Genomic DNA, 22,594 nt, shown 5'->3' with positions numbered 1-22,594 from the left:
TGTACTTGTCCGGCAGGTGCTTTGTCCAGAAAGGGTAAATGACGGTCATGTTTTGGAAAAGAGCTCGTATACATAGGAGTACAACCTGTACAAAATGTAGGGAGGAACTATACATGACACAGAAGCACTCCATTCGCGGACTTTCAGCCGCTGGCTTGCTGGCGGTACCTATTCTGCTGGCGGGCTGCGGTCCCTTCGGGGGGAAAGAGTCGGAGGCCGTGGATCCGCCGCCAGCGCAGCTCGAGGCCCAAATGATCGGCGCCGCGAACAGCAGCGCCAGCGTCATTCCCGTTCTGGCAGATGATGCCGTCCAGAATACAGTATACCTCTCGGACTCGAAGGGTATGCTTGCCCCCGTTACTCTTGCTTTACCCAAAGACAGTGCCAAAGACCCGATTTCCAGTGCAATCATGGTGCTGGTGAAGAACAGCCCGTACGCCGGCTACATCCCTGAAGGCTTCAGCGGTGTGCTGCCGGCAGGCACAGAAGTGACGAATGTGACTGTAGACGCAGAACGCAAGCTCGCCATGGTAGAGTTTAACGAAGCATTCAAGAAGTACGATCACAAGGAGGAACGGCGGATTCTGGAAGCCCTGACCTGGACGCTCACAGGGCAAAAGGGAGTCGAGAAGGCGGAGCTGTGGGTAGCGGGGGAGAAGCTGACCGAGATGCCGCTAAACCGCACCCCGCTGGATCGCCCATTGTCCCGCACCATGGGCATTAATCTGCAGAAAGCGGATGATACCCAGTACAGTCAGTCCTCACCGGTGACGGTGTACTTTTCTGGAGTGACGCCAGGAGGAGTACAGTATTATGTTCCGGTAACGCGCCTGGTGCCTGCCGGACAGGATGCTGTTCAGGCGGCTGTGCATGAGCTGATCCGCGGACCGCAGTTTGGTGACGGGCTCGCGATGGTGATGACGGGAGGAACGACACTGACAGGCGTAGAGCAGGGAGAAGACGGATCGCTGACCGTGGCTTTAAGCGACAGCATGTTCCAGCAGGGTGATCATATCCCGGCGGAGCTGCTGCAGGCTGTCGTCCTGACGGTGACAGAGAATGCCGGAGCCACTAAAGTAAAGATCAAAATGAATGATCTGGCTGAGGTAACTGGTACGGACAGTGTGAGCTACAGCCAGCCGGTCAGCCGTCCAGAGCATATCAACGAGATTCCAATCTGATTCCGGCAGGGTGCTTTTATGCGTCACCTTTGTTAAAATAAAGGAAGCTAACCAGTATTGCGATAAAGTAGGAGGCAAAAAGATGAGATCTAACGGACGCAAGAACGACGAGCTTCGGCCCTTGAATTTATCAACTCATGTCAATAAATATGCAGAAGGCTCCGTGTACATCGAAATGGGAGAAACCAAAGTGCTGGTCACCGCAACGGTGGACGAGAAGGTTCCTCCGTTTCTGAAAGGACAAGGAAAAGGCTGGGTCACTGCCGAGTACTCCATGCTGCCTCGGGCGACACATTCCCGTAACCAGCGTGAAGCCAACCGCGGCAAGCTCAGCGGCCGGACGATGGAAATTCAGCGGCTGATCGGTCGGGCATTGCGCTCTGTTGTGAATCTGCATGCTTTAGGCGAGCGTACCATTACGTTGGATTGTGATGTCATCCAGGCGGACGGCGGTACGCGGACTACCTCCATCACGGGCGCATTTATAGCGCTCAGCATTGCAGTCAACAAGATCGCTGAGCAGCACAAGCTGAATGTATTCCCCATTACCGACTATCTGGCCTCGGTCAGCGTCGGCATTGCAGGAGGCCGGGCGCTGCTGGATTTGAACTATGAAGAGGATTCCAAGGCGAAGGTGGATATGAACCTTGTGATGACCGGCAGCGGCAAATTCGTGGAGGTTCAGGGCACCGGGGAAGAAGCTCCGTATTCGCGCTCCGAGCTGAATGACATGCTGGAGCTGGGCGAGAAAGGAATTTCGGAGCTGATTGCCCGCCAGCGGGAAATTCTGGGGCCGATTGCAGATAAGATTGGCACAGCGGGCTCCAGAAGCGGGGTGTAAGATATGAAGCTGACCGGAAATAGTATTATTGTCGCAACGCGGAACCCGGGAAAGGTGAAGGAGTTTGCCCATGCTTTTGCGGCCTTCGGGTGGTCTGTACAGAGCATGTTTCATTATCCGGATCTGCCGGATGTCATTGAGGATGGAACGACCTTCGCCGATAATGCTATCAAGAAAGCAAAAATCATCGGAGATGCCCTGAATCTGCCTGTGCTCGCGGATGACTCGGGCTTGTGTGTGGATGCGCTGGGCGGAGATCCCGGGGTATATTCGGCACGTTATGCAGGAACCCATGGGGACGATGAAGCAAACAACCGCAAGCTGCTGACCGAGCTGGAGCGTCTGCGCACGGCAGACGATGCCGGAGAGCCTCTGCTAAGCCAAGCTCAGTTTGTATGTGTCCTGGTCCTGTATGATCCGCACAGCGGCGAGCATATAGAGACCCGAGGCACGATAGACGGCTGGATTACCGCCAAGCCTCATGGAGAGGGCGGCTTCGGCTACGATCCCCTGTTCTATCTGAAGTCGTACGGCAAGACGATGGCGGAGCTGACGCTTGCGGAGAAGCAGGAAATCAGCCACCGGGGTCACGCCCTGCGGGCGTTGACGGACAGACTTCGGGAATTTCAGTCATAAGCATGAGGGCCCGCGCCCCGGGATCGAGATCCTCCGGGGCGCGGGCTTTTTATGATACCTAGGGCTGCAGACTTCTTATTTAATAGAAATTTTGTAGGCTTTGAGCCAATGATTCACTTGAGTTAAGTAGGCAAACAGCTGAGGGCCGGACATCAGCTGGCCAAACCAGGGGAGATTAGACGAGGCTTCTGACGAAGCGGCGAGCTCCCTTATTTTAGCGGCATCAATGAGCGGAAGAATCGGCGAAGAAGAATCCTCCAGCACATGGAGCATGCGCTGCCTGACAGCGGAGAGATAATTCGGATTATGGGTCTTCGGATAGGGGCTTTTCTTGCGGTACAGGACATCCTGGGGCAGCACGCCTTCCAGCGCCTTGCGGAGAATACCCTTTTCCCGTCCGCCTGCGGTCTTGATGCTCCACGGAATATTAAACACGTAATCGATCAGGCGATGATCCGTGTACGGTACGCGGACCTCCAGCCCCGCCCCCATGCTCATACGGTCCTTCCGGTCCAGCAGAGTAGGCATGAAGCGCGTAATGTTCAGATACGACATGACGCGCATTCTGGCCTGCCCGGCATCCTCGCCTTCCAGCAGCGGCACCTCCGCCACCGCATCGCTGTACCGGTCAGCAAGATATTCAAGCGGTGAGATCCATTCCCGGATTTCCGGAGATAGCAGCTCACTGCGCAGCTGGGGAGCAACAGACCAGGGGAACGTTCCGGATTGAAGAGCCTCCTCGCGGTGGAACCAAGGGTAGCCGCCAAAAATTTCATCTGCGGCCTCGCCAGAAATCGCAACCGTTGCGCCCTTCTTGATTTCCTGGCAGAAGAGCAGCAGAGAAGCATCCACATCCGCCATTCCCGGCAAATCCCGTTTCTCGGTTGACAGCTCCAGTGTATTGACAAGCTCCGGTGTGTCAAATTCAATCCAGTGATGCTTGGATTTGAGCTCTTCCTGCATTCGCTGAATCCAGGGCGCATCGGCACCCGGCTGAAAGGCGTGGGATTTGAAATGCTTGTCGTTATCGACATAATCGACAGAATACGTATGGACCTGCCCTTGTCCTGTGCGGGTATAGTACTGCACCGCCAGGGCGGACAGGGCACTGGAATCCAGACCACCGGAGAGCAGGGAGCACACCGGGACGTCCGAAACAAGCTGACGCTCGACCGTATCCTGAATCAGCTCTCTCAAATAAGCCGCTGTCTGGGCTTCGTCATCCTCGTGAGGCCGGCTTTCAAGCTTCCAGTATGTGTAGGTGCGCAGCCCTTCCCGGTTGAAGATCATGGCGCGTCCGGGACGAAGCTCGGCCAGATCGCGGAATACACCGTGGCCCGGTGTTCGTGCGGGGCCTACGATGAAGACCTCGGCCAAGCCTTCCGGACCTACGACAGGCTCCACTTTAGGATGCTGCAAAATCGCTTTCGGCTCGGAGCCGAACACAAGCGTCCCATCCACATAGCTGTAGAATAGCGGCTTTACCCCGACGCGATCCCGCGCAAGAAATACCTGCTCCTGAACGCTGTCCCAGATCGCAAAGGCAAAGATGCCGTTAAGCCGCTCCAGACAGTCCGGCCCCCATTCCATGTAGGACACCAGCAGCACCTCTGTATCGCATGTGGTCCTGAAGGAGTGACCGCGGCTGGACAGCTCTTTTTTTAATTCGCCTGCATTATATAGTTCTCCGTTATACACAATGGCATAAACCTCTTCTTCCCGATGAATAATCATCGGCTGCGCTCCGTTCTCGGGATCGATGACACTGAGGCGCCGATGTCCAAAGGCACAAGGGCCGGATATCCAGGTTCCCGAGCCGTCAGGTCCGCGATGCGCTAAAGTTTCTGTCATTTTGACCAGCAGTCTGGAATCCTGGGTCAGGTCGCCATTCCATTGTATAAAGCCGGTTATTCCGCACATGTAGTTCATCCTCTCTTTGTATGTGATCTCCGCTGACCTTCTCCATGGGACTAAAATCGCCAAAGTGATAAAGATATATGCCGAAGGGAGGCATAAAATGTCTGTCCTTAAACGAAAACTACAAGAGGAGCAGGCCAGCGAAGGAGTGGGATGACTGTTGAATAAATCCACATACTATGTGTCCGTTCACGGCCGCTCGGTCCTGAATGAACAGGGTGCGAGCGCCTATGAGTGGGAGATTCAAGCGACTTCAGAGGAAGCAGAGCAGCTAAGAATGCAGCTGGAGCTGCTGCAGGAGCAGGAAGAGGAGGACTTTACCGGCTTCGTCTTCCCCTGGCCGGATACGCCGGAAGCAGAGACTAATGCTCGCTTTCAGGGCACTTTGGATGAAGTATACCGGAGTATTCACCGGTTGGGATCAGCACAGACACGAGCCCTGATTGAAGAATACAGGCTCATGCCCCGGAGCGGGAATAGGGATGACTAGGAAGACCGTGATGATAAAACAGCCTTGCCTATGGTGGATCTATAAAGAAGAAGGAGAGATGGATTATGTATCAGATCAAGGATGCCAAGATTCGCAGAATGACAGAGGTCAACGGAGCTCCTTGCGCGGAGATTGAAGTGTACCCTGCGAGCAGCGGAGACGTTACGGTGCTGGCGTACCTGTCTCCATCTGCACCCGTTGGAGGCTACGAGCTGGTCAAGCTCGTCCGCAGCGACGCCTCATTAGAGTATGACTGGTACGACAACAGCTTTCACGAAGCGTTTGTGGATGCGACAGATACGGCTTTTGAAAGCAGCCTGATGGCGACGGCGGAGGAGGAGCGCGACAGCTTCAGGCAGCAACTGCTGTCCACAGGCTCGCTTCAGCAGCAGCTGAATAAGCGGTTTTTTGGCGGTGGCAATAGGATGTAGGCCAGGGAGCGAAGCAGCGGTTATGAACACCAAGTTTATCTTTTCGAAAGTGAGTAAGTGCAGCAAAAAAAAAAGCCGGCTGCGTGAGCAGTCCGGCTTTTCCTCAATCCCTGAGAACCTGGATGCCTTGAATGATGTTGTACACGAAGGTGCCGAAGTAAATGATCGCGAACAAAATGACATATCCTATGACTGCGCCGAAGGACCCGGCACTAAAGGCCATAATCAGCAGCAGAATGCCTGCGGCTACAGGAAACAGATGCGAGAGGAGTGCTCTTTTGGCATGCTCCCTTACAAAGCGGTCCCCGGCGAGAATCCAGACGGCAATCGGTAACAGAAATGGAGCAAAAAAAATGCTGAAATACGATAGCGAAGACAACAGCTGGCGCATGCAAATCCCTCCCATGTGGATGATATGGTGCAGTTTACTCTTATATTACCCTTGTTTCAGGTGCATTGCTATGGAGAGCATGAGGCTAACGCAAAAAAATACTTTGAAAAAGAATAAACTTACGCTATAATAGTCTTCGTCACTGTTTTGATGGATATACCATTACATAGCTCATGTCCCAGTAGCTCAGCTGGATAGAGCAACGGCCTTCTAAGCCGTCGGTCAGGGGTTCGAATCCCTTCTGGGACGTATTAGTAAAGATGAAACCGCCGATTTGGCGGTTTTTTTATAACCCAAAGGGGGTTCCAAGATGTCCGTATCTATTCCAAAAATATCCCAGCATTCCGCCATTCTTCTGGAGCGTGCCCGTCGCTGCGGCCTGTCTGCCGAAGAGCTGCTGCAGGGGGTAAGAGAGCAGTCACTCCAGGTGTTTGCACCGGCTCAGCATGAGCATTACCGCTACGAAGAATGGATCAGCTATGCCGAAGAGCATGGAGAGGATCTGCAAAAAGCCATTCAAGAGGGCTACCGGATCACCTTCAATACTCGCAACGGTCTCAAAATATGGCTGGAGCAGACGTTCGGCCTGAATTCCGAAACCGACTTTACGGTTGGCGAAGGAATGATCGAGGGGCTGACCCTGTCAGAGTCTCAGCTAAAGCTGCTGGAGCAGCGCCTGGCCGTCAACTGGATGATTGCAGACGTTAAGCATGAGGGCACCGCTGTAATCGTCCGGCTCATGCTCCGCGGCCTTCAGTCGTCCTAAGCTTTGGCGAGATGCTCCAGCAGGCGATTAAAGTGGGCAATATCTCAGCGTTACATCCTTTCAGGTGCGGGCAGGCCTAGTACATCCAACGCCTCCTTGAGGGTATCCCTGAATAACAAGGTCAACCAGACCCGAAGCTGATGCAGGGGGCCTTCTGATTTCAAAATAGGGCAAGCCGCATAAAAATGATTGAAGAGCGAAGCTAATTCGTATGCATAGTTACAAATGGTGCTCGGTGATAACTCCTGCGCGGCCTCAGCGAGTGTTTCATTCCACATGCTGATATGTCGCAGTAAGGCATGCTCCTGAACCTCAAGTGCCTCAATGTGCTCGGGCGCCTCTGGCAGCTGATCCTTTAAGCCGGCTTTATTCAGCACACTCAGCGACCGGGCGTATGAATACAGCAGATAGACACCGGTGTTCCCGGAAATCTCTGTTGCCTGCTTCAAGTCAAATACCACCTCAGTTTGCAGAGCAAACCGAAGCAGGTAATAACGGATCGAGGCGATAGCGATGTCACGGCTTGCCAGCCCGTTTTTATCCGAGCGGTTGTCCTCTATAAAAGCTTCCACGCGTTCGATCAGCTCAGCGACTTTGATTCCGATTCCCTGTCGCCCGGACATGGCGTAGGAAGCTTTTCTTTCGGATGTATCCACTCCCAATTCTTCAGCGGCGGCAGGACTTAAAGACACGACACCGTAGCTGACATGGCGGAGCTTTTGCGCTTCTTCTTGAAACCCAAGCACCTCCAACGCTTGTTTTACCATGGCTTGTGGATACTGCTGCCTATAGTCAATGACGTTGATGACGGCATCCGCCCGTCCGAACGTCTTGATCTGACCGGTGTTGTTGGGCGCGGTGGTCCATACCCCTTCAGTAAAGTCTGTATATGAAAAATCGTTCTGCAGCAGCCCGTATTTCCACAAGTGGTAGGCAATGTCTTTTGCCGTATAGGTCAAAATGCCGTTAGAGCGCACGAGCACCTTATCCAAGCTGTGATCCTGCTCTAGGGTCCTCATGCCCCCCGAACTTTCATCATCCGAATGGTTTTGTTTTAACACCCAGCAGCCCGCAAGCTTGCCTTGAGTTTCTTGAACAAAAAGAGGTGTTTGCTGTAGCAGATGAAAGGCGGTGTTCCAGAAACCTTCTTTAACAATGCTGCTCTCCCAAACCAGCAGGTCATATTCAATGCCAAACTGCTGCATCTCTTCCAGATGCTCGCGCACAATACGTTCTGCAGTAATGAGGCCGATCCAGGCTATGTTTTGATCGCCTTTTTCAAGTGCATGAAGGACTTCGGTTCTTTTTTGCAGCAAATCAGGTTTTTCCTTATAAGCCCGGTTCACCGCAGCGTAAACATCCCAGCAGAAATCGCCGAATCGTTTGTGGCTGCCATTTATAGGCTGCTGGAGCAGGCCAACCAGTGTATCCGCCAGCTGATTCCCCAAATCATCGATATAATTGTGGACCTCTACATGATATCCATTTTTCCTGAGCAGCCGAACGAGAGTGTCCCCGATACAGGAGTTTCTCAAGTGACCGATATGTGCTGATTTATTCGGATTAATGGAGGTGTGCTCGATAACCACTTTTTGTCCTGCAGGCTCTGGTTTTTCAGTATTCATCTTGGCCCAGGCCGTCCAATGGATTTTGAAATTGATGAAGCCGGGAGCAACGATGTCTATTTGCGGAAATAGCTCGCTAAATTTCGGGTTTTGCTGGAGTACCTCTGTAATCATTTGAGCGATAGAGAGTGGCGGTTTGCGCAGTGTCTTGGCCAGCTGCATGGCGGCATTGGTTGAATAGTCCCCATGCTTTATGTTGGCAGGCTGCTGAATCTGGATCCGCAGGCTTGCTTCATCTGACGCCGGTTGTCCCGATAAGGATAAGATTTCCTGAACTGCGGTTAGAACGGATGATTTAATAAACTGGCACAGCATTATGCTTTCCTCCTAGGATAAAATAAAAAAATCCTCGTCTCTTATAAGAGACGAGGATTTGGCTCGCGGTACCACTCTTGTTGCTGATGTAAACACACTCAGCCACTTTATACGTTAACGGTGTAAGCCGGGACTCCTACTATAAATTTCGGAGATCCATCTCCCGGGCCCGTTTCGTGAACGAATCTGTACCGGCTCCCACTCTTCCGGCTCGCTTGGACATAGATATACGTTCATTACTCTCCCGATCATTGAATTGCATTGATATGTACATAATGTTTTTCATATTATAACCAATATTATGTGAAAATCAACTACATTTTATAGCAGCGATACGAAGGCGCGTATAGTCAGCGCTGTACCATTCCCCGTTCCATAAGGCGGGTTTTACTCGCTCACTTATTTTATGGTAGGCATCCTTCTTGTCCTGCGGGTTCATTCCCGAGAAAAGCATTTGTCCAAAGTGAGAGAGCCAATGATGTACTCCCTTTTTCCCATCTGGAAGAGGAGTGGGGCGCTCATAATGCAGCGCCTGTGTAACCCGAAAGCCTGCTTCCTCCAGTAATAAAGTGTACTGGCCAAGGGTTGGAAAATACCATGGATTTCGACCGGCGGCTTCGATCCCGTAATCTGTTTTTAACGTGTCCAATGCAGCCTTCAGGATCATCTCAATATTGCCCTGCCCGCCAAATTCAGCAATGAGTCGTCCTCCAGGCTTCAAGCAGCGGTGGATCGACAATGCGGCGCTTTTTGCGTCTTTCATCCAGTGCAGTGCAGCATTAGAGAATATCGCATCATACGAAATATCGGAGGTAAAATTTTCTCCGTTGCCTTGTATAAAGTGAAGTTCGGGGTATTTGACGGATGCAGCCCGGACCATATCGTGCGAGAAATCCATTCCCGTTACTTCAGCACCGGAGCGTGAAATGCTGTAAGCCAGATCGCCGGTTCCACAGCCCCAATCCAAAATCGATTCACCTTCCTGCGGAGATAGCCAGTCGATCAGACCCTTACCGAATCCGGATACAAAACTCATAGAGCGGTCATATTCTTCTGGACTCCATCTCTGAGAATCTGCCATGGATAATTCCTCCCAACAAAAGACTTGTTATGTTGCACTTATTATTACTCTTAGAGTGTTATAAATAGAAATACTAAATAGCTATCCATCTTATAGGTTAAATCTATAAAAGCCTGGAAAAGCATGGGAACCCAAAATCCTCTTATCCCTTTCGGATGCAAAAAAATCGCACAGCGGCTTCGACCATCCACAGCTCTGAGACCATACGAAACTTTTCAGTTTGACCATCAATCGTGTCATTAGATCCAGCAAACTACGCGTGGGGTGAAGTAGTGAGATGTGTATGAAAAACCGAATACGATGGGTGTCGAGAGCGGCGCAAGAGCCGAATGAATGCGAAAAACCGAACATAATGGTGCAGTAAATAGCGTAAAAGGCGAATGAATGCGAAAAACCGAACACGATGGTGCAGTAAATGGCGTAAGAGCCGAATGAATGCGAAAAACCGAACAGAATGGTGCAGTAAATGGCGCAAGAGCCGAATGAATGCGAAAAACCGAACACGATGGTGCAGTAAATGGTGTAAGAGGCGAATGTGTGCGAAAAACCGAACACGATGGTGCAGTAAATGGTGTAAGAGGCAAATGTGTGCGAAAAACCGAACAGAATGGTGCAGTAAATGGCGCAAGAGCCGAATGAATGCGAAAAACCGAACAGAATGGTGCAGTAAATGGCGCAAGAGCCGAATGAATGCGAAAAACCGAACACAATGGTGCAGTAAATGGCGCAAGAGGCGAATGAATGCGAAAAACCGAACACAATGGTGCAGTAAATGGTGTAAGAGGCGAATGTGTGCGAAAAACCGAACACAACAGCATGTTGCAGACGGACTGCGAAGAATATGCTTCCGAAGCGTCAGCTTCGACGAACCAACGGGGTTCTTATCCCTCTGAAACGTAAAAAACCGCCCGAGGGCGGTTTCTCTATGTACGTCCCAGAAGGGATTCGAACCCCTGACCGACGGCTTAGAAGGCCGTTGCTCTATCCAGCTGAGCTACTGGGACACGTATTTTTTCAAGCAAAAATTATAATATCATAAACAGAAAGTGAGTTCAACCTTTATTTCAGCTTTGTGGTAATTGTAACTGGAAATAGGCATGCGGATCACCGTTATAATTTGAGATCATCACATCGGGATGCTCACCTCGCAGGCCTTATTTTTTTAGCGATCAGGGTTATGCTATAATCAACAAATATGAAATCGGTGCGAAAGGAGGTGTCCTTATAAAGGACTCCAACTCCACAGACCAAGACGCAAGAAATGTTATTCTGTTCCCCAAAACCCTGGATTACTACCAGATTCAGCTGACCGTGATGCTTGAGAACGAGCGGTACGGGGAAGCCAAGGAGCTGCTCGCCTTTCTTCTTCGCTGCGAGGGGCAGGATCAACGCCACTATGAAGAGTGGCAGGCCTTGCTGGAGTGGCTGGAGGCGGCTTTTCCATCCTCAGATGCAGGCAGCGGTGATGACCCTGAAGAAGATGGAGATGAAGCCGAGATGACCAGGCGCATGGTCCAGGACAAAATGGCGCAGGATGCAGGATACGCAGATAAGCTCCTGGATACAGTGATGAATGGTCCGCTGACGGAACAGACCGTGCTGGCGCTGGAGCAGCTGGCTTATCTGGACCGGCCGGAAGTGGATGATGCCCTGGCGGCGTGGATGAAGGAACGGCCGCTGCATCCGCTGCTGCAGTTCAGAGTGCTGCAGACCATGAGACGAAGAGGCGCGACCGGAACGGTGTCTCTGATCCGTGGCAGCGAGACCGTGAGCGTGGAAGTAGAGCATATTCCATTGGGCCCCGGTGAATATCCGGAGGTCATCCAGCAGGTGCTGGAGCGGGTTGCGGAGAAGACAGAAGTGCATGAGCCGACGCTGTATTATTTTGCGCAGGAGCTGTGGTCGCAGTTTATTATGGCGGTGTACGGGACCAAGGATTATTATTCCATGCTGGATAATGAGGAATCGACCCTTGACATCTGGGCGGCCGCCCTTCAAGATACGGTATCGGAGAGCCTGAAGGGCGTTCGGGACGAAGAGAGCATCCGCTCCGCGTATGGAGTGACAGACACGATGCGCTTCCGCTACGAGCAGGCATGCCGGGCGATCCGCCAGTTTGTATCCGCAGGAATGGAGAATTAGGGCAGAGGAAACGCTTCCTCTTACCGTCTGCAAGGGTTTACCCTTGAAAAAGGAATTAATGTTGTTTATACTATAGTGGTTATTCGGGACGTGAGATTTGATCTGCGCCGACCACGTGAATTTTGGAGGGGAAAGCATAAATGAAAGCAACTTGGGAAAAAATAGAGAAGAATCTCGGCGTTCTGGACGTTGAGGTAGAAGCGGACCGCGTCGCGGCTGCGCTTGACAAGGCTTTTAATAAAGTGTCAAAGAAAGCGAACGTACCTGGTTTCCGTAAAGGTAAAGTGCCACGGCCGATTTTTGAAGCACGTTACGGTGTGGAAAGCCTGTATCAGGATGCCATCGATATCCTTCTTCCTGAAGTGTACGGCGAAGCTGTAGAGCAAGCAGACATCTTCCCTGTAGACCGTCCTGAAATTGATATTGAGCAATTCTCCAAGGGTCAGTCCTTCAAATTCAAGGCGAGAGTAATTGTGAAGCCTGAAGTGAAGCTGGGCGACTACAAAGGGATCGAGGTTGCCGCTGTACCTGTAGAGGTTACAGAGGACGAGCTGAACGAAGAGCTGAAGCGTATGCAGGAGCGTCATGCGGAGCTGGCTGTTCTTGAAGAAGGACAAGCAGAGTCCGGCGACATCGCGGTTATTGATTTCGACGGATCGGTTGACGGTGTTCCTTTCGAAGGCGGACAAGCTGAGCGTTATTCCTTGGAGCTAGGAAGCAACAGCTTTATCCCTGGCTTCGAAGAGCAGGTCATTGGCATGGCGACTGGCGATTTCAAGGACGTAGAGGTGACCTTCCCAGAAGAGTATCATGCTGAAGAGCTTGCAGGTAAAGTCGCTGTCTTCAAGGTGAAGGTACATGAAATCAAGCGTAAGCAGCTGCCAGAGCTGGACGACGAATTCGCTAAAGACGTCAGCGAGTTTGACACGCTGGAAGAATACCAGGCTGACCTGAAATCCCAGCTGATGAAGCGTAAAGAGCAAGATGCTCAAGGCGTTCGTGAGAACGAAGCTGTGGAGAAGGCGTCTGCCAATGCAGAAATCGAAATTCCAGAAGCGATGATTCAGTCCGAAGTACAGAACATGATGCGTGACTTCGACAACCGTCTGCGTCAGCAGGGTATGAACCTGGATATGTTCCTGAGCTTCTCCGGACAATCCAAGTCCGATCTGGAAGGTCAAATGAAGGACGATGCTGAGAAGCGCGTTCGTAACAACCTGGTTCTGGAGCAAATCGCGAAGGAAGAGAACCTGGAAGTGAGCGAAGAAGAAATCAACGAGGAGCTTGGCAACATGGCTGAAACCTACAAGCGTCCGGTTGAAGAAATCCGCAGCATCCTTTCCGCGAACGGTTCCCTGGACAACCTGCGTGAAGAGCTGGTTCTCCGCAAGACGATTGATTTCCTGATCGAGAACAGCGTTGAGGGTCCTCCAGCACCGAAAGAAGAAGAGTCCACAGAAGAATAAGAACTGCTTATCGCAGTTAAGGATACGATGAGGCACGTGCTTTGTATAAAGACGTGCCTTATTTCTACCCTCTAACATCCAAAAACATACTAAATATGACATCAATTGGTCATCTATTGACAGCAGCAGCTCCATACATATTGCAAGTTTTCGATCAGGATATTTTGAGCGGCATGTTCATACAATGTATACATGGTTAAAAAATGACATGAGACGTTGAACATGTTAGAATATCTTTTGTAACGCTGAAGTATAATTTTTCAAGGAAATGAGGTTGGTCGCATGAGTCTTGTGCCTATGGTTGTGGAACAAACCAGTCGGGGAGAGCGTTCGTATGACATATACTCCCGGCTGCTAAAGGATCGTATCATCTTCCTCAGCAATGCGATCGATGATGATGTAGCGAATCTGGTGATGGCTCAGCTGCTCTTTCTGGCTGCCGAGGATCCGGAGAAAGACATTCATCTGTACATCAATTCACCCGGTGGTTCTGTGACAGCCGGTATGGGTATATATGATACAATGCAATTTATCAAGCCTGACGTGTCTACGATTTGTGTAGGTATGGCAGCAAGCATGGGCTCACTTCTGTTAACGGCGGGAGCGCCGGGCAAACGCTATGCGCTTCAGAACAGTGAGGTCATGATTCACCAGCCGCTGGGCGGCATTCAAGGCCAGGCCTCCGATATTCAAATCCACGCTGACTGGATCATCAAGACGAGACAGAAGCTGAACCAGATCTATGTGGAGCGGACAGGACAGACCCTTGAAAAAATTGAACGCGATACAGACCGTGACTTTTTCATGAGTGCGGAAGAAGCCAAATCCTACGGGATTATTGATGATGTATTGTCTTCGCCGATTAAATCTTAAGAGGTGGTAATAAGATGTTTAAATTCAATGATGACAAAGGGCAGCTGAAATGCTCCTTCTGCGGGAAGTCGCAGGAGCAGGTGCGCAAGCTGGTAGCTGGGCCCGGCGTTTATATATGTGACGAGTGTATCGACCTGTGCTCCGAAATCGTAGAGGAAGAGCTGGGGCATGAAGAAGAAGTAGATCTGAAGGATATTCCGAAGCCGCGGGAAATCCGTGGAATTCTGGATCAATATGTAATCGGACAGGAAGCAGCCAAGAAATCTCTTGCTGTCGCTGTATATAACCATTACAAGCGCATCAACACCCAGAGTAAGATTGAGGACGTAGAATTGCAGAAGAGTAACATTCTTTTGCTGGGACCTACAGGCTCTGGTAAGACCCTGCTTGCTCAAACGATGGCGAAGATTCTGAATGTACCTTTTGCTATTGCGGATGCTACCTCGCTAACTGAAGCGGGTTATGTAGGGGAAGATGTAGAGAACATCCTCCTGAAGCTGATTCAGGCTGCGGACTTTGATGTAGAGAAGGCGGAGCGCGGCATCATCTATATTGATGAGATTGATAAAGTGGCCCGTAAATCCGAGAATCCTTCTATTACCCGGGACGTTTCCGGGGAAGGTGTACAGCAGGCGCTACTGAAGATTCTGGAGGGTACGGTCGCATCGGTTCCGCCTCAAGGTGGCCGCAAGCATCCTCATCAGGAATTTATTCAGATTGATACTACGAACATTCTGTTTATTTGCGGCGGTGCCTTTGATGGCCTGGAGCAGTACATCAAGCGCCGGATCGGCAAGAAGGTCATTGGCTTTAATGCCACTACGACGGAAGGTCAGAAGGAGCTCAAGGCTGGCGAGTACCTGACGATGGCATTGCCGGAGGATCTTCTGAAATTTGGCCTGATTCCGGAGTTTGTCGGTCGTCTTCCAGTAATCTCTACCCTAGAGCCTTTGGATGAGCAGACCCTGGTTCGTATCCTGTCAGAGCCGAAGAATGCGTTGACGAAGCAGTACCAGAAGCTTCTGGAGCTGGATAACGTCAATCTGAAGTTCGAGCAGGAAGCGCTGGAGGCCATTGCCCGTGAAGCGATCAAGCGTAATACCGGAGCCCGCGGCCTGCGTTCCATTATCGAAGGCATTATGCTGGAGGTTATGTACGAGGTGCCGTCCCGTGACGATATTGCAGACTGTGTCATTACAGAGCAGGTCGTGAAGGACAAGGTTGTGCCGGAGCTGCAAAGCAGCAGTGACAAGAAGCAGGAAGAGAGCGCCTAATCCGGGCGCCCCTCACTTGACAATCAATTAAACGACAATTCTCCACTTCCACTCTTGGCAACGATTTACTACGCCGAGTTGAGGAGTGGAGCTTTGCCGTTCTATGGGAGAGATTGATCCATGTTTTTGAGACAGGACACCAGGCCCGTAAAAGTGGGGAATCTCACAATTGGCGGGAGTAACGAAGTCGTTATCCAAAGCATGTGCACGACCAAAACTGCGGACGTCGAAGCAACCGTTGCCGAAATTCTTCGTCTGGAGGAAGCGGGCTGTCAGGTAGTCCGGGTCACCGTTAACAATGAGGAAGCGGCGGAAGCGATCAAGGAGATCAAGAAGCGCATTCATATTCCGTTAGTGGCAGACATTCATTTTAATTACAAGCTCGCGCTTCTGGCAATTGAGAACGGGATTGATAAGGTTCGAATTAACCCGGGCAATATCGGTAAGCGCTCCAAGGTGGAAGAGGTAGTCAAAGCCTGCAAAGCCAAGGGTATTCCTATTCGAATCGGTGTTAATGCTGGCTCTCTGGAGAACCATTTGCTGGAGAAGTACGGTTATCCGACTCCGGAAGCAATGGTGGAGAGCGCCCTGTACCATATCGGTATTTTGGAGGAGCTGGATTTCCACGACATTATTGTTTCTTTAAAGGCTTCAGACGTTCCGATGGCTATTGCGGCTTACACCAAGGCTGCGGAGGTCATTCCTTATCCTCTTCACCTGGGAATTACCGAAGCAGGGACGCTGTTCTCCGGCACCGTGAAGAGTGCGGCCGGGCTGGGGGCGCTGCTGGCTATGGGCATCGGGAACACGGTGCGCATCTCGCTCAGCGCAGATCCTGTAGAAGAAATCAAGGTAGGGCGAGAGCTGCTCAAGACCTTCGGTCTCATTTCTGATGCGCCAACACTGATCTCTTGTCCAACCTGCGGAAGGCTGGATATTGATCTGTTCTCGATCGCCGCAGAGGTGGAGGAGTATATTTCCAAGCTGAAGGTTCCGATTAAGGTGTCTGTCTTGGGCTGTGCCGTAAACGGCCCAGGCGAAGCAAGGGAAGCCGATATCGGTATTGCCGGAGCACGGGGCGAAGGCCTGCTGTTCCGCTATGGAGAAATGATTCGCAAAGTACCGGAAGAGACGATGGTTGAGGAACTGAAGAAGGAAATTGACCATATCGTTACCGTATATGAACAAACCGGAGAAATTCCGGGACGCAAGCATAAATTGGGTGTGTAAGCAGCCATCATAGATAGCCGCCTGAATCGGGAGTCGCCGGTTCAGGCGGCTTTTATGCTTTCACAGATTTGATGAGTTGGTTTACTTTTACTTTCAAATATTCAGGCAATACTACCATATAAAAAGCTGTTGTTTTGAAAGTACAAAGGAGGAAGTGCTCATGAATCTGAATATCATCATTATGATGATTCAATTGTTTTTTGCTGTGATCATCGGAGTCTATTTCTGGAATCTTTTGCGAGGCCAAAAAAACAGTAAAACGGCAGTAGACCGGGAATCGCGCAAGGAGCTAGATAAGCTCCGCAAGCTGCGTTCCATTTCGCTGACCAAGCCGTTGGCAGAGAAGACGCGTCCGCAAAGTATGGACGATATTGTGGGCCAGAAGGACGGGCTGCGCGCCTTAAAGGCTGCTTTGTGCAGCGGCAATCCTCAGCATGTCATTGTATATGGTCCGCCGGGAGTGGGTAAAACGGCGGCAGCACGGGTAATTTTGGAGGAAGCCAAAAAAAATCCACAGTCACCCTTTAAATTTGACGCCAAGTTTACAGAGATTGATGCTACCACAGCCCGATTCGATGAAAGGGGTATTGCCGACCCGCTGATCGGCTCGGTGCATGACCCGATTTACCAGGGCGCCGGGGCAATGGGAGTAGCAGGCATTCCGCAGCCCAAGCCGGGTGCGGTGACGAAGGCGCACGGCGGTATTTTATTTGTGGATGAAATTGGCGAATTGCACCCGATCCAGATGAATAAGCTGTTAAAAGTACTCGAGGATCGTAAAGTGCTGCTGGAGAGCGCATACTACAACTCGGAGGATGTCAACACACCGGCGTACATCCACGATATTTTTCAGAACGGACTTCCAGCGGACTTCCGTCTTGTCGGGGCGACGACCCGCTCCCCGGAGGAGATTGCGCCGGCGCTGCGCTCCCGCTGTATGGAAATATTTTTCCGTCCGCTGCTGCCGGAGGAGATCGGCCGGATCGGCGAGGATGCCATTCAGAAGATTGGACTGCAGCCATCGCCGGAAGCGGTGGAAGTGGTTAAGCGGTACTGCACGAACGGCCGGGAAGCTGTGAATATGATTCAGATGGCAGGCGGCATTGCGATGTCCGAAAAAAGGGATGCGCTTCGCGCTGCCGACGTCGAGTGGGTGGCCAGCAGCAGCCAGCTGCAGCCGCGCCCGGATCGCAAGGTGCCAGAGCGTCCGCAGATCGGGCTGGTCAACGGGCTTGCGGTGTACGGTCCCAATATGGGAGCGCTGCTGGAGATTGAGGTGTCTGCTGTACGTGCCGAAAAAGGCGCCGGAACATATAATATTACAGGCGTCGTGGATGAAGAGGAGCTCGGAGGAGGCTCACGGAAGCTGCGCCGCAAGAGCATGGCGAAGGGCTCCATCGAGAACGTGCTGACCGTTCTGGGCTATATGGGCTTTCAGCCTAAAGCGTATGAGCTGCATATTAATTTTCCGGGCGGCACGCCGATTGACGGCCCCTCGGCAGGCATTGCAATGGCTACAGCCATCGTATCTGCGATCAAAGGGATTCCGGTAGACAACAAAACCGCCATGACCGGAGAAATCAGTATTCATGGCAGCGTCAAGCCGATTGGCGGCGTCATTGCCAAAGTGGAGGCGGCTTTTCAGGCTGGTGCCACTACGGTCATTATTCCGAAGGACAACTGGCAGAGCCTGTTTGAGGATTTGGACGGACTGCGGGTTATTCCGGTGGAGACGGTGGATGAAGTGTTTGCACACATTTTTGGCGCAGAGGCGGCGCGGGAGCTGCTCCATCAGCCGGCAGTGGAGGTCTTTCCTCCGTCCGCTGCATCCCTGCTTCAGGCGTCGGTACAGCGTCCAAACCAGGTGACAGACGCAGGAGGCTGTTAGGCGACGCGCCGTTGGTTTTTTATATGAACATTTGATAAAATAAGATTCGTGTCAACATTGAGAGCCATTGGAGGTGTGAAAGCGATGGGACCCCATAAGTCGAAAGATCGTCGTTTTCCTTTGCTGCCTTTACGAGGACTGCTGGTTTATCCAAGCATGGTGCTTCATTTGGATGTAGGGCGGGAGAAATCGGTAAAGGCCCTGGAGAAGGCGATGGTGGAAGATAATCTGATTCTCCTCTGTTCTCAATCCGAAGTGAACATTGAAGAGCCTACGCAGGAAGACATATTCAGAATCGGCACGATCGCCAACGTAAGGCAGATGCTGAAGCTTCCGAACGGGACCATACGAGTTCTGGTTGAAGGTATGGAGCGCGCGGAAATTATAGAATATACGGACAACGAGGAGTTCTATGAGGTTCTGGCACGGGAGCTGCCGGAGGAAGAGAATGATGATTTCGAGGTTTCCGCTCTCATGCGGACGGTGCTGAGCCAGTTTGAGAATTATATCAATCTTTCCAAAAAGGTGACGCCGGAGACGCTCGCCGCGGTATCGGACATTGATGAGCCCGGACGTCTGGCCGATGTCATTACGAGCCACTTGTCTTTGAAGATCAAGGATAAGCAGGAGATCCTGGAGACGATTGATGTACGTAAGCGGCTGGAGAAGCTGCTGGATATTCTCAATAATGAGCGGGAAGTGCTGGAGCTCGAGCGGAAGATTAACCAGCGCGTTAAGAAGCAGATGGAGAAGACGCAGAAGGAGTACTACCTTCGGGAGCAGATGAAAGCGATCCAGAAGGAGCTCGGAGACAAGGAAGGCCGCACCGGTGAGGTTGAGGAGCTGCGCAGCCAGCTGCAGGACCTGGAGCTGCCGGAGGCTGTCCGCGAGAAGGTGGAGAAGGAAATCGACCGTCTGGAAAAAATGCCTGCCAGCTCCGCAGAAGGTGGAGTAATCCGCAACTATGTGGACTGGCTGCTGGCATTGCCGTGGACGTCCGAAACCGAGGATGATCTTGACATCAAGAAGGCGGAGCAGGTGCTGGATGAGGATCACTACGGACTGGAGAAGCCGAAGGAGCGGGTGCTAGAGTATTTGGCCGTGCAGAAGCTCGTCAAAAAGCTGAAGGGTCCCATTCTTTGTCTGGTCGGACCTCCCGGCGTAGGTAAAACGTCCCTCGCGCGCTCCATCGCCCGTTCACTGGAGCGGAAGTTTGTTCGTATTTCCCTGGGCGGCGTACGGGACGAGGCCGAAATTCGCGGTCACCGCCGGACTTATGTAGGAGCCATGCCGGGACGTATTGTTCAAGGCATGAAGACGGCAGGCTCCAGAAATCCGGTGTTCCTGCTGGATGAGATTGATAAGATGGCCAGCGATTTCCGGGGAGATCCGGCTTCAGCTTTGCTGGAGGTGCTGGATCCGGAGCAGAACAACACTTTTAGTGACCATTTTGTTGAGCTTCCTTTCGATCTGTCCCAGGTGATGTTTGTCACGACAGCCAATGCCCTGCATACGATTCCGCGTCCGCTGCTGGACCGGATGGAGGTACTGTATATCCCGGGCTATACTGAGCTTGAGAAGCAGCAAATCGCCACGCGCTACCTGCTGCCGAAGCAGAAGCGGGATCATGGCCTGGAGCCGGACCAGCTGCACCTGGAGGAAGACGCGTTGCTGAAGGTGATCCGGGAGTATACCCGGGAATCGGGCGTGCGTAACCTGGAGCAGCAGATCGCAGCGCTGTGCCGCAAAACAGCCAAGAAGATCGTGACAAGTGAGCCAGGTGTCATTACAATAACAGCAGAAGACATCAAGGAATACCTCGGTGTACCGAAATTCCGCTATGGCATGGCTGAGCTAGAGGATCAGATCGGCAGCGTAACGGGGCTGGCCTGGACCGAGGTCGGCGGAGACACTCTAACCATTGAGGTTACAGTCGTACCGGGCTCCGGTAAACTGACCCTGACCGGCAAGCTGGGAGACGTTATGAAGGAATCTGCTCAAGCGGCCTTCAGCTATACGCGCTCGAAGGCCGGAGAGCTCGGGATTCAAGATGACTTTCATGAGAAGCTAGACGTCCATATTCATATTCCGGAGGGAGCGATCCCGAAGGATGGACCTTCAGCCGGCATTACAATAGCGACTGCACTCATCTCCGCTTTAACGAAGCGCCACGTCAACCGCGCTGTGGCGATGACGGGAGAAATCACCCTGCGCGGACGGGTATTGCCGATCGGAGGGCTGAAGGAGAAATCCCTGGCAGCTCACCGTGCAGGCTACAAGAAGATTCTGCTCCCTAAAGACAATGAACGCGATCTGCGTGAAATACCGGACAGTGTAAAGAATGATGTGGAGTTTGTTCCGGTATCTCACATGGATCAAGTGCTGCAGCACGCGCTTGTTGAACAGGCGGGACTGCACTAGAGAGGAATTTACTGCATATGAAAGTTAATCAAGCCGAATTTGTAATCAGCGCTGTCCGACCTGAACAGTATCCTGATGACGCCTTGCCAGAGATTGCTCTGGCAGGGCGTTCCAATGTGGGGAAGTCTTCCTTGATCAATACCTTGATCACGAGAAAGAACCTGGCCCGGACAAGCTCAACGCCAGGCAAAACCCAGCATCTGAACTACTACCGGATTGAAAATGGCCTTTATTTCGTCGACGTTCCGGGCTATGGCTACGCCAAAGTGTCCAAGACCCAGCGTGCCGCCTGGGGAGCCATGATTGAGCGTTACATGCTGGAGCGCGATGTGCTCAAGCTGGTGCTGCTGGTCGTGGATCTTCGCCATCCGCCTTCCAAGGATGATGTCAGTATGTATGATTGGCTGCAGCATTATGACCGCCCGATCTGTGTGGTAGCGACCAAGGCGGATAAAATTCCGCGCAGCCGGTGGCAGAAGCATATCAAGGTTGTGAAAGAAACGCTGGGCTTTCGAAAGGATCATCAGCTGGTCATGTTTTCATCGGAGACGGGGATGGGTAAAGATGAATTATGGAGTATTATTCAGTCCCATATTCACGAATAGGGCAGGGATACGGTGAATTTTCAGTAGGATTTGAAGGAAGTCGCTGAAATCCCTGCGTAAAACGAACCTAAAAGCGTTTTTTTATGAAATATGATGAATAATCTCCGTTCAATCACAAGAAAATCTTTGGCGTCTGCTGTATAATGGACCTAAGGATTGTTAAAAGAATTGAGGAGATTTTTATGGCTCATAAGATAGCCACAGAATATGTTAACGCCACCATGCAAATGACGGATGTTCAAATGGATCAATTCCTCCAAGGAAAGAGAGGTTCCACCCTGCAAATGCGGGTCGGGGTCTTAGAAGGCGGAGGGCATGCAATCATGCTCGAAGATGAAAGCGGGGAAGAAGTTCATTTGCCTTTTGAGCGCAGAAATGGCATGTATGTCTGTGAGTTATCGTGCCGACTGGTAAACCCTAAACTGACCAATGAGGTCCGCAAGCTGTTTGCGGCATTCAAGGGCAGCGGACGGGTTAACCGGATTTACCGAGGATTTACGATGAGCTATGACTACCATGAAGGCACGGTACAACGGATCGCCCAATTGGCAGACGGAGAATGCAGCCTGGTGTATGAGCACAAGGATACAGCCGGAGAGCTGGAGCGTCTGTTTCAGAGTCACGCAGCAGAAATCGAGATCAAGGTCATCCAGGACCGGGTGAATGCCCTGTTGGATGAGCGGCTGAAGTCTACATCCATAACACATACCCAGAACATTGATGAGCAGCTACGCCTTTATAATCATCGCTTATTCATATTAGAAGCCTAACACTTACCATGCCTTGCGGCTTACCGCAGGGCATTTTCTTTGACCATGTAAAGACATTTCTGACTTTCTGACGCGTTTTGTTAATTTTAATGGACGGTGTAGCAAGGAACCATGAATATTCATATGCTGGTCTGTAAAATATTTATCTCTTCTTTTTTCAAGAAATGTGTTGCAATTCGCCGTCATAGATGTTATTTTTAATCTCGTTGAAAAGAATATAGGAACCAGGATTCACTCAGGACATGTAATGT

General features: G+C 51.5%; 19 protein-coding genes, 2 tRNA genes and 1 other annotated feature. Of the genes, 16 read left to right on the top strand and 5 right to left on the bottom strand.

All coding sequences use genetic code 11. The features are described 5' to 3' along the window. The first annotated feature begins 113 nt into the window (after positions 1-113). From ACH6EH_RS13670 to ACH6EH_RS13660, 3 genes are all read left to right on the top strand, one after another. Positions 114-1,181: a GerMN domain-containing protein gene (locus tag ACH6EH_RS13670; protein WP_208203359.1), complete on the top strand. Its 1,068-nt coding sequence runs from the start codon at positions 114-116 to the stop codon at positions 1,179-1,181. A gap of 82 nt (positions 1,182-1,263) precedes the next feature. Continuing rightward, positions 1,264-2,022 carry a ribonuclease PH gene (rph, locus tag ACH6EH_RS13665; RefSeq protein ID WP_208203358.1) on the top strand — a complete coding sequence of 253 codons (759 nt, stop codon included), beginning with the start codon at positions 1,264-1,266 and terminating at the stop codon, positions 2,020-2,022. Between the two features lie 3 nt (positions 2,023-2,025). Beyond that, positions 2,026-2,658 carry an XTP/dITP diphosphatase gene (locus ACH6EH_RS13660; protein ID WP_397332715.1) on the top strand — a complete coding sequence of 211 codons (633 nt, stop codon included), beginning with the start codon at positions 2,026-2,028 and terminating at the stop codon, positions 2,656-2,658. A 75-nt stretch (positions 2,659-2,733) separates the two neighbouring features. On the opposite strand, the gene asnB is transcribed toward ACH6EH_RS13660, so the two are convergent. Next, the gene (gene asnB, locus ACH6EH_RS13655; RefSeq protein ID WP_397332791.1) at positions 2,734-4,578 is read right to left on the bottom strand and encodes an asparagine synthase (glutamine-hydrolyzing); all 1,845 of its coding nucleotides are present in this window, start codon (positions 4,576-4,578) and stop codon (positions 2,734-2,736) included. Between the two features lie 157 nt (positions 4,579-4,735). Here asnB and ACH6EH_RS13650 point away from each other — a divergent pair, with 157 nt between their 5' ends. After that, the gene (locus ACH6EH_RS13650; RefSeq protein WP_138225040.1) at positions 4,736-5,065 is read left to right on the top strand and encodes a hypothetical protein; all 330 of its coding nucleotides are present in this window, start codon (positions 4,736-4,738) and stop codon (positions 5,063-5,065) included. Between the two features lie 65 nt (positions 5,066-5,130). Next, positions 5,131-5,496 (top strand): hypothetical protein, encoded by a 366-nt coding sequence (locus tag ACH6EH_RS13645; protein WP_397332714.1) that lies wholly within the window; start codon positions 5,131-5,133, stop codon positions 5,494-5,496. A gap of 103 nt (positions 5,497-5,599) precedes the next feature. Here the strand turns inward: ACH6EH_RS13645 and ACH6EH_RS13640 are convergent, their stop codons facing one another. Next, positions 5,600-5,887 (bottom strand): magnetosome magnetite crystal formation protein family, encoded by a 288-nt coding sequence (locus ACH6EH_RS13640; protein WP_397332713.1) that lies wholly within the window; start codon positions 5,885-5,887, stop codon positions 5,600-5,602. Positions 5,888-6,062: 175 nt separating this feature from the next. Between ACH6EH_RS13640 and ACH6EH_RS13635 the strand changes: the two genes are divergently transcribed. Then, positions 6,063-6,136, top strand: a tRNA-Arg gene (locus ACH6EH_RS13635). A gap of 61 nt (positions 6,137-6,197) precedes the next feature. Further along, entirely contained in the window at positions 6,198-6,653 is a 456-nt protein-coding gene (locus tag ACH6EH_RS13630) for a hypothetical protein (protein WP_397332712.1), read from the top strand. Between the two features lie 50 nt (positions 6,654-6,703). Here ACH6EH_RS13630 and ACH6EH_RS13625 read toward each other — a convergent pair whose 3' ends face one another. The 3 genes from ACH6EH_RS13625 to ACH6EH_RS13615 form a co-directional block, all read right to left on the bottom strand. After that, a complete protein-coding gene (locus tag ACH6EH_RS13625; RefSeq protein ID WP_397332711.1) occupies positions 6,704-8,593 on the bottom strand; it encodes an arginine--tRNA ligase in 1,890 nt (629 codons plus the stop codon). Between the two features lie 43 nt (positions 8,594-8,636). After that, positions 8,637-8,854: a binding site (T-box leader), on the bottom strand. A 49-nt stretch (positions 8,855-8,903) separates the two neighbouring features. Next, positions 8,904-9,674, bottom strand: coding sequence for a class I SAM-dependent methyltransferase (locus ACH6EH_RS13620; protein ID WP_397332710.1), 771 nt, complete (start codon positions 9,672-9,674; stop codon positions 8,904-8,906). A gap of 930 nt (positions 9,675-10,604) precedes the next feature. After that, positions 10,605-10,678 (bottom strand) — tRNA-Arg (locus ACH6EH_RS13615). Positions 10,679-10,988: 310 nt separating this feature from the next. On the opposite strand from ACH6EH_RS13615, the gene ACH6EH_RS13610 reads away from it, so the two are divergent. The 9 genes from ACH6EH_RS13610 to ACH6EH_RS13570 all read left to right on the top strand — a co-directional run bounded on the left by ACH6EH_RS13610 (position 10,989) and on the right by ACH6EH_RS13570 (position 22,343). Further along, positions 10,989-11,816 carry a hypothetical protein gene (locus ACH6EH_RS13610; RefSeq protein ID WP_397332789.1) on the top strand — a complete coding sequence of 276 codons (828 nt, stop codon included), beginning with the start codon at positions 10,989-10,991 and terminating at the stop codon, positions 11,814-11,816. Positions 11,817-11,956: 140 nt separating this feature from the next. Continuing rightward, entirely contained in the window at positions 11,957-13,282 is a 1,326-nt protein-coding gene (gene tig / locus ACH6EH_RS13605) for a trigger factor (protein ID WP_397332709.1), read from the top strand. A 282-nt stretch (positions 13,283-13,564) separates the two neighbouring features. Next, positions 13,565-14,155, top strand: a complete 591-nt coding sequence (gene clpP / locus ACH6EH_RS13600; RefSeq protein WP_397332708.1) for an ATP-dependent Clp endopeptidase proteolytic subunit ClpP — start codon at positions 13,565-13,567, stop codon at positions 14,153-14,155. A gap of 14 nt (positions 14,156-14,169) precedes the next feature. After that, positions 14,170-15,429, top strand: a complete 1,260-nt coding sequence (gene clpX, locus ACH6EH_RS13595) for an ATP-dependent protease ATP-binding subunit ClpX (protein ID WP_138225048.1) — start codon at positions 14,170-14,172, stop codon at positions 15,427-15,429. Between the two features lie 120 nt (positions 15,430-15,549). Then, positions 15,550-16,659, top strand: coding sequence for a flavodoxin-dependent (E)-4-hydroxy-3-methylbut-2-enyl-diphosphate synthase (ispG, locus tag ACH6EH_RS13590; protein WP_138225049.1), 1,110 nt, complete (start codon positions 15,550-15,552; stop codon positions 16,657-16,659). Between the two features lie 160 nt (positions 16,660-16,819). Beyond that, positions 16,820-18,547, top strand: a complete 1,728-nt coding sequence (lonB, locus tag ACH6EH_RS13585; protein ID WP_397332707.1) for an ATP-dependent protease LonB — start codon at positions 16,820-16,822, stop codon at positions 18,545-18,547. Between the two features lie 84 nt (positions 18,548-18,631). Further along, positions 18,632-20,968 carry an endopeptidase La gene (lon, locus tag ACH6EH_RS13580; protein WP_138225051.1) on the top strand — a complete coding sequence of 779 codons (2,337 nt, stop codon included), beginning with the start codon at positions 18,632-18,634 and terminating at the stop codon, positions 20,966-20,968. 17 nt (positions 20,969-20,985) lie between these two features. Further along, positions 20,986-21,573, top strand: coding sequence for a ribosome biogenesis GTP-binding protein YihA/YsxC (yihA, locus tag ACH6EH_RS13575; RefSeq protein WP_138225052.1), 588 nt, complete (start codon positions 20,986-20,988; stop codon positions 21,571-21,573). Between the two features lie 182 nt (positions 21,574-21,755). Continuing rightward, a complete protein-coding gene (locus ACH6EH_RS13570) occupies positions 21,756-22,343 on the top strand; it encodes a non-ribosomal peptide synthetase module (protein ID WP_397332706.1) in 588 nt (195 codons plus the stop codon). The last annotated feature ends 251 nt before the right edge of the window (positions 22,344-22,594 follow it).

Source organism: Paenibacillus sp. JSM ZJ436, assembly GCF_044383795.1.
Classification (GTDB): domain Bacteria; phylum Bacillota; class Bacilli; order Paenibacillales; family Paenibacillaceae; genus Paenibacillus_AQ; species Paenibacillus_AQ algicola.
This window is presented reverse-complemented; position numbering and strand designations above follow the sequence as displayed.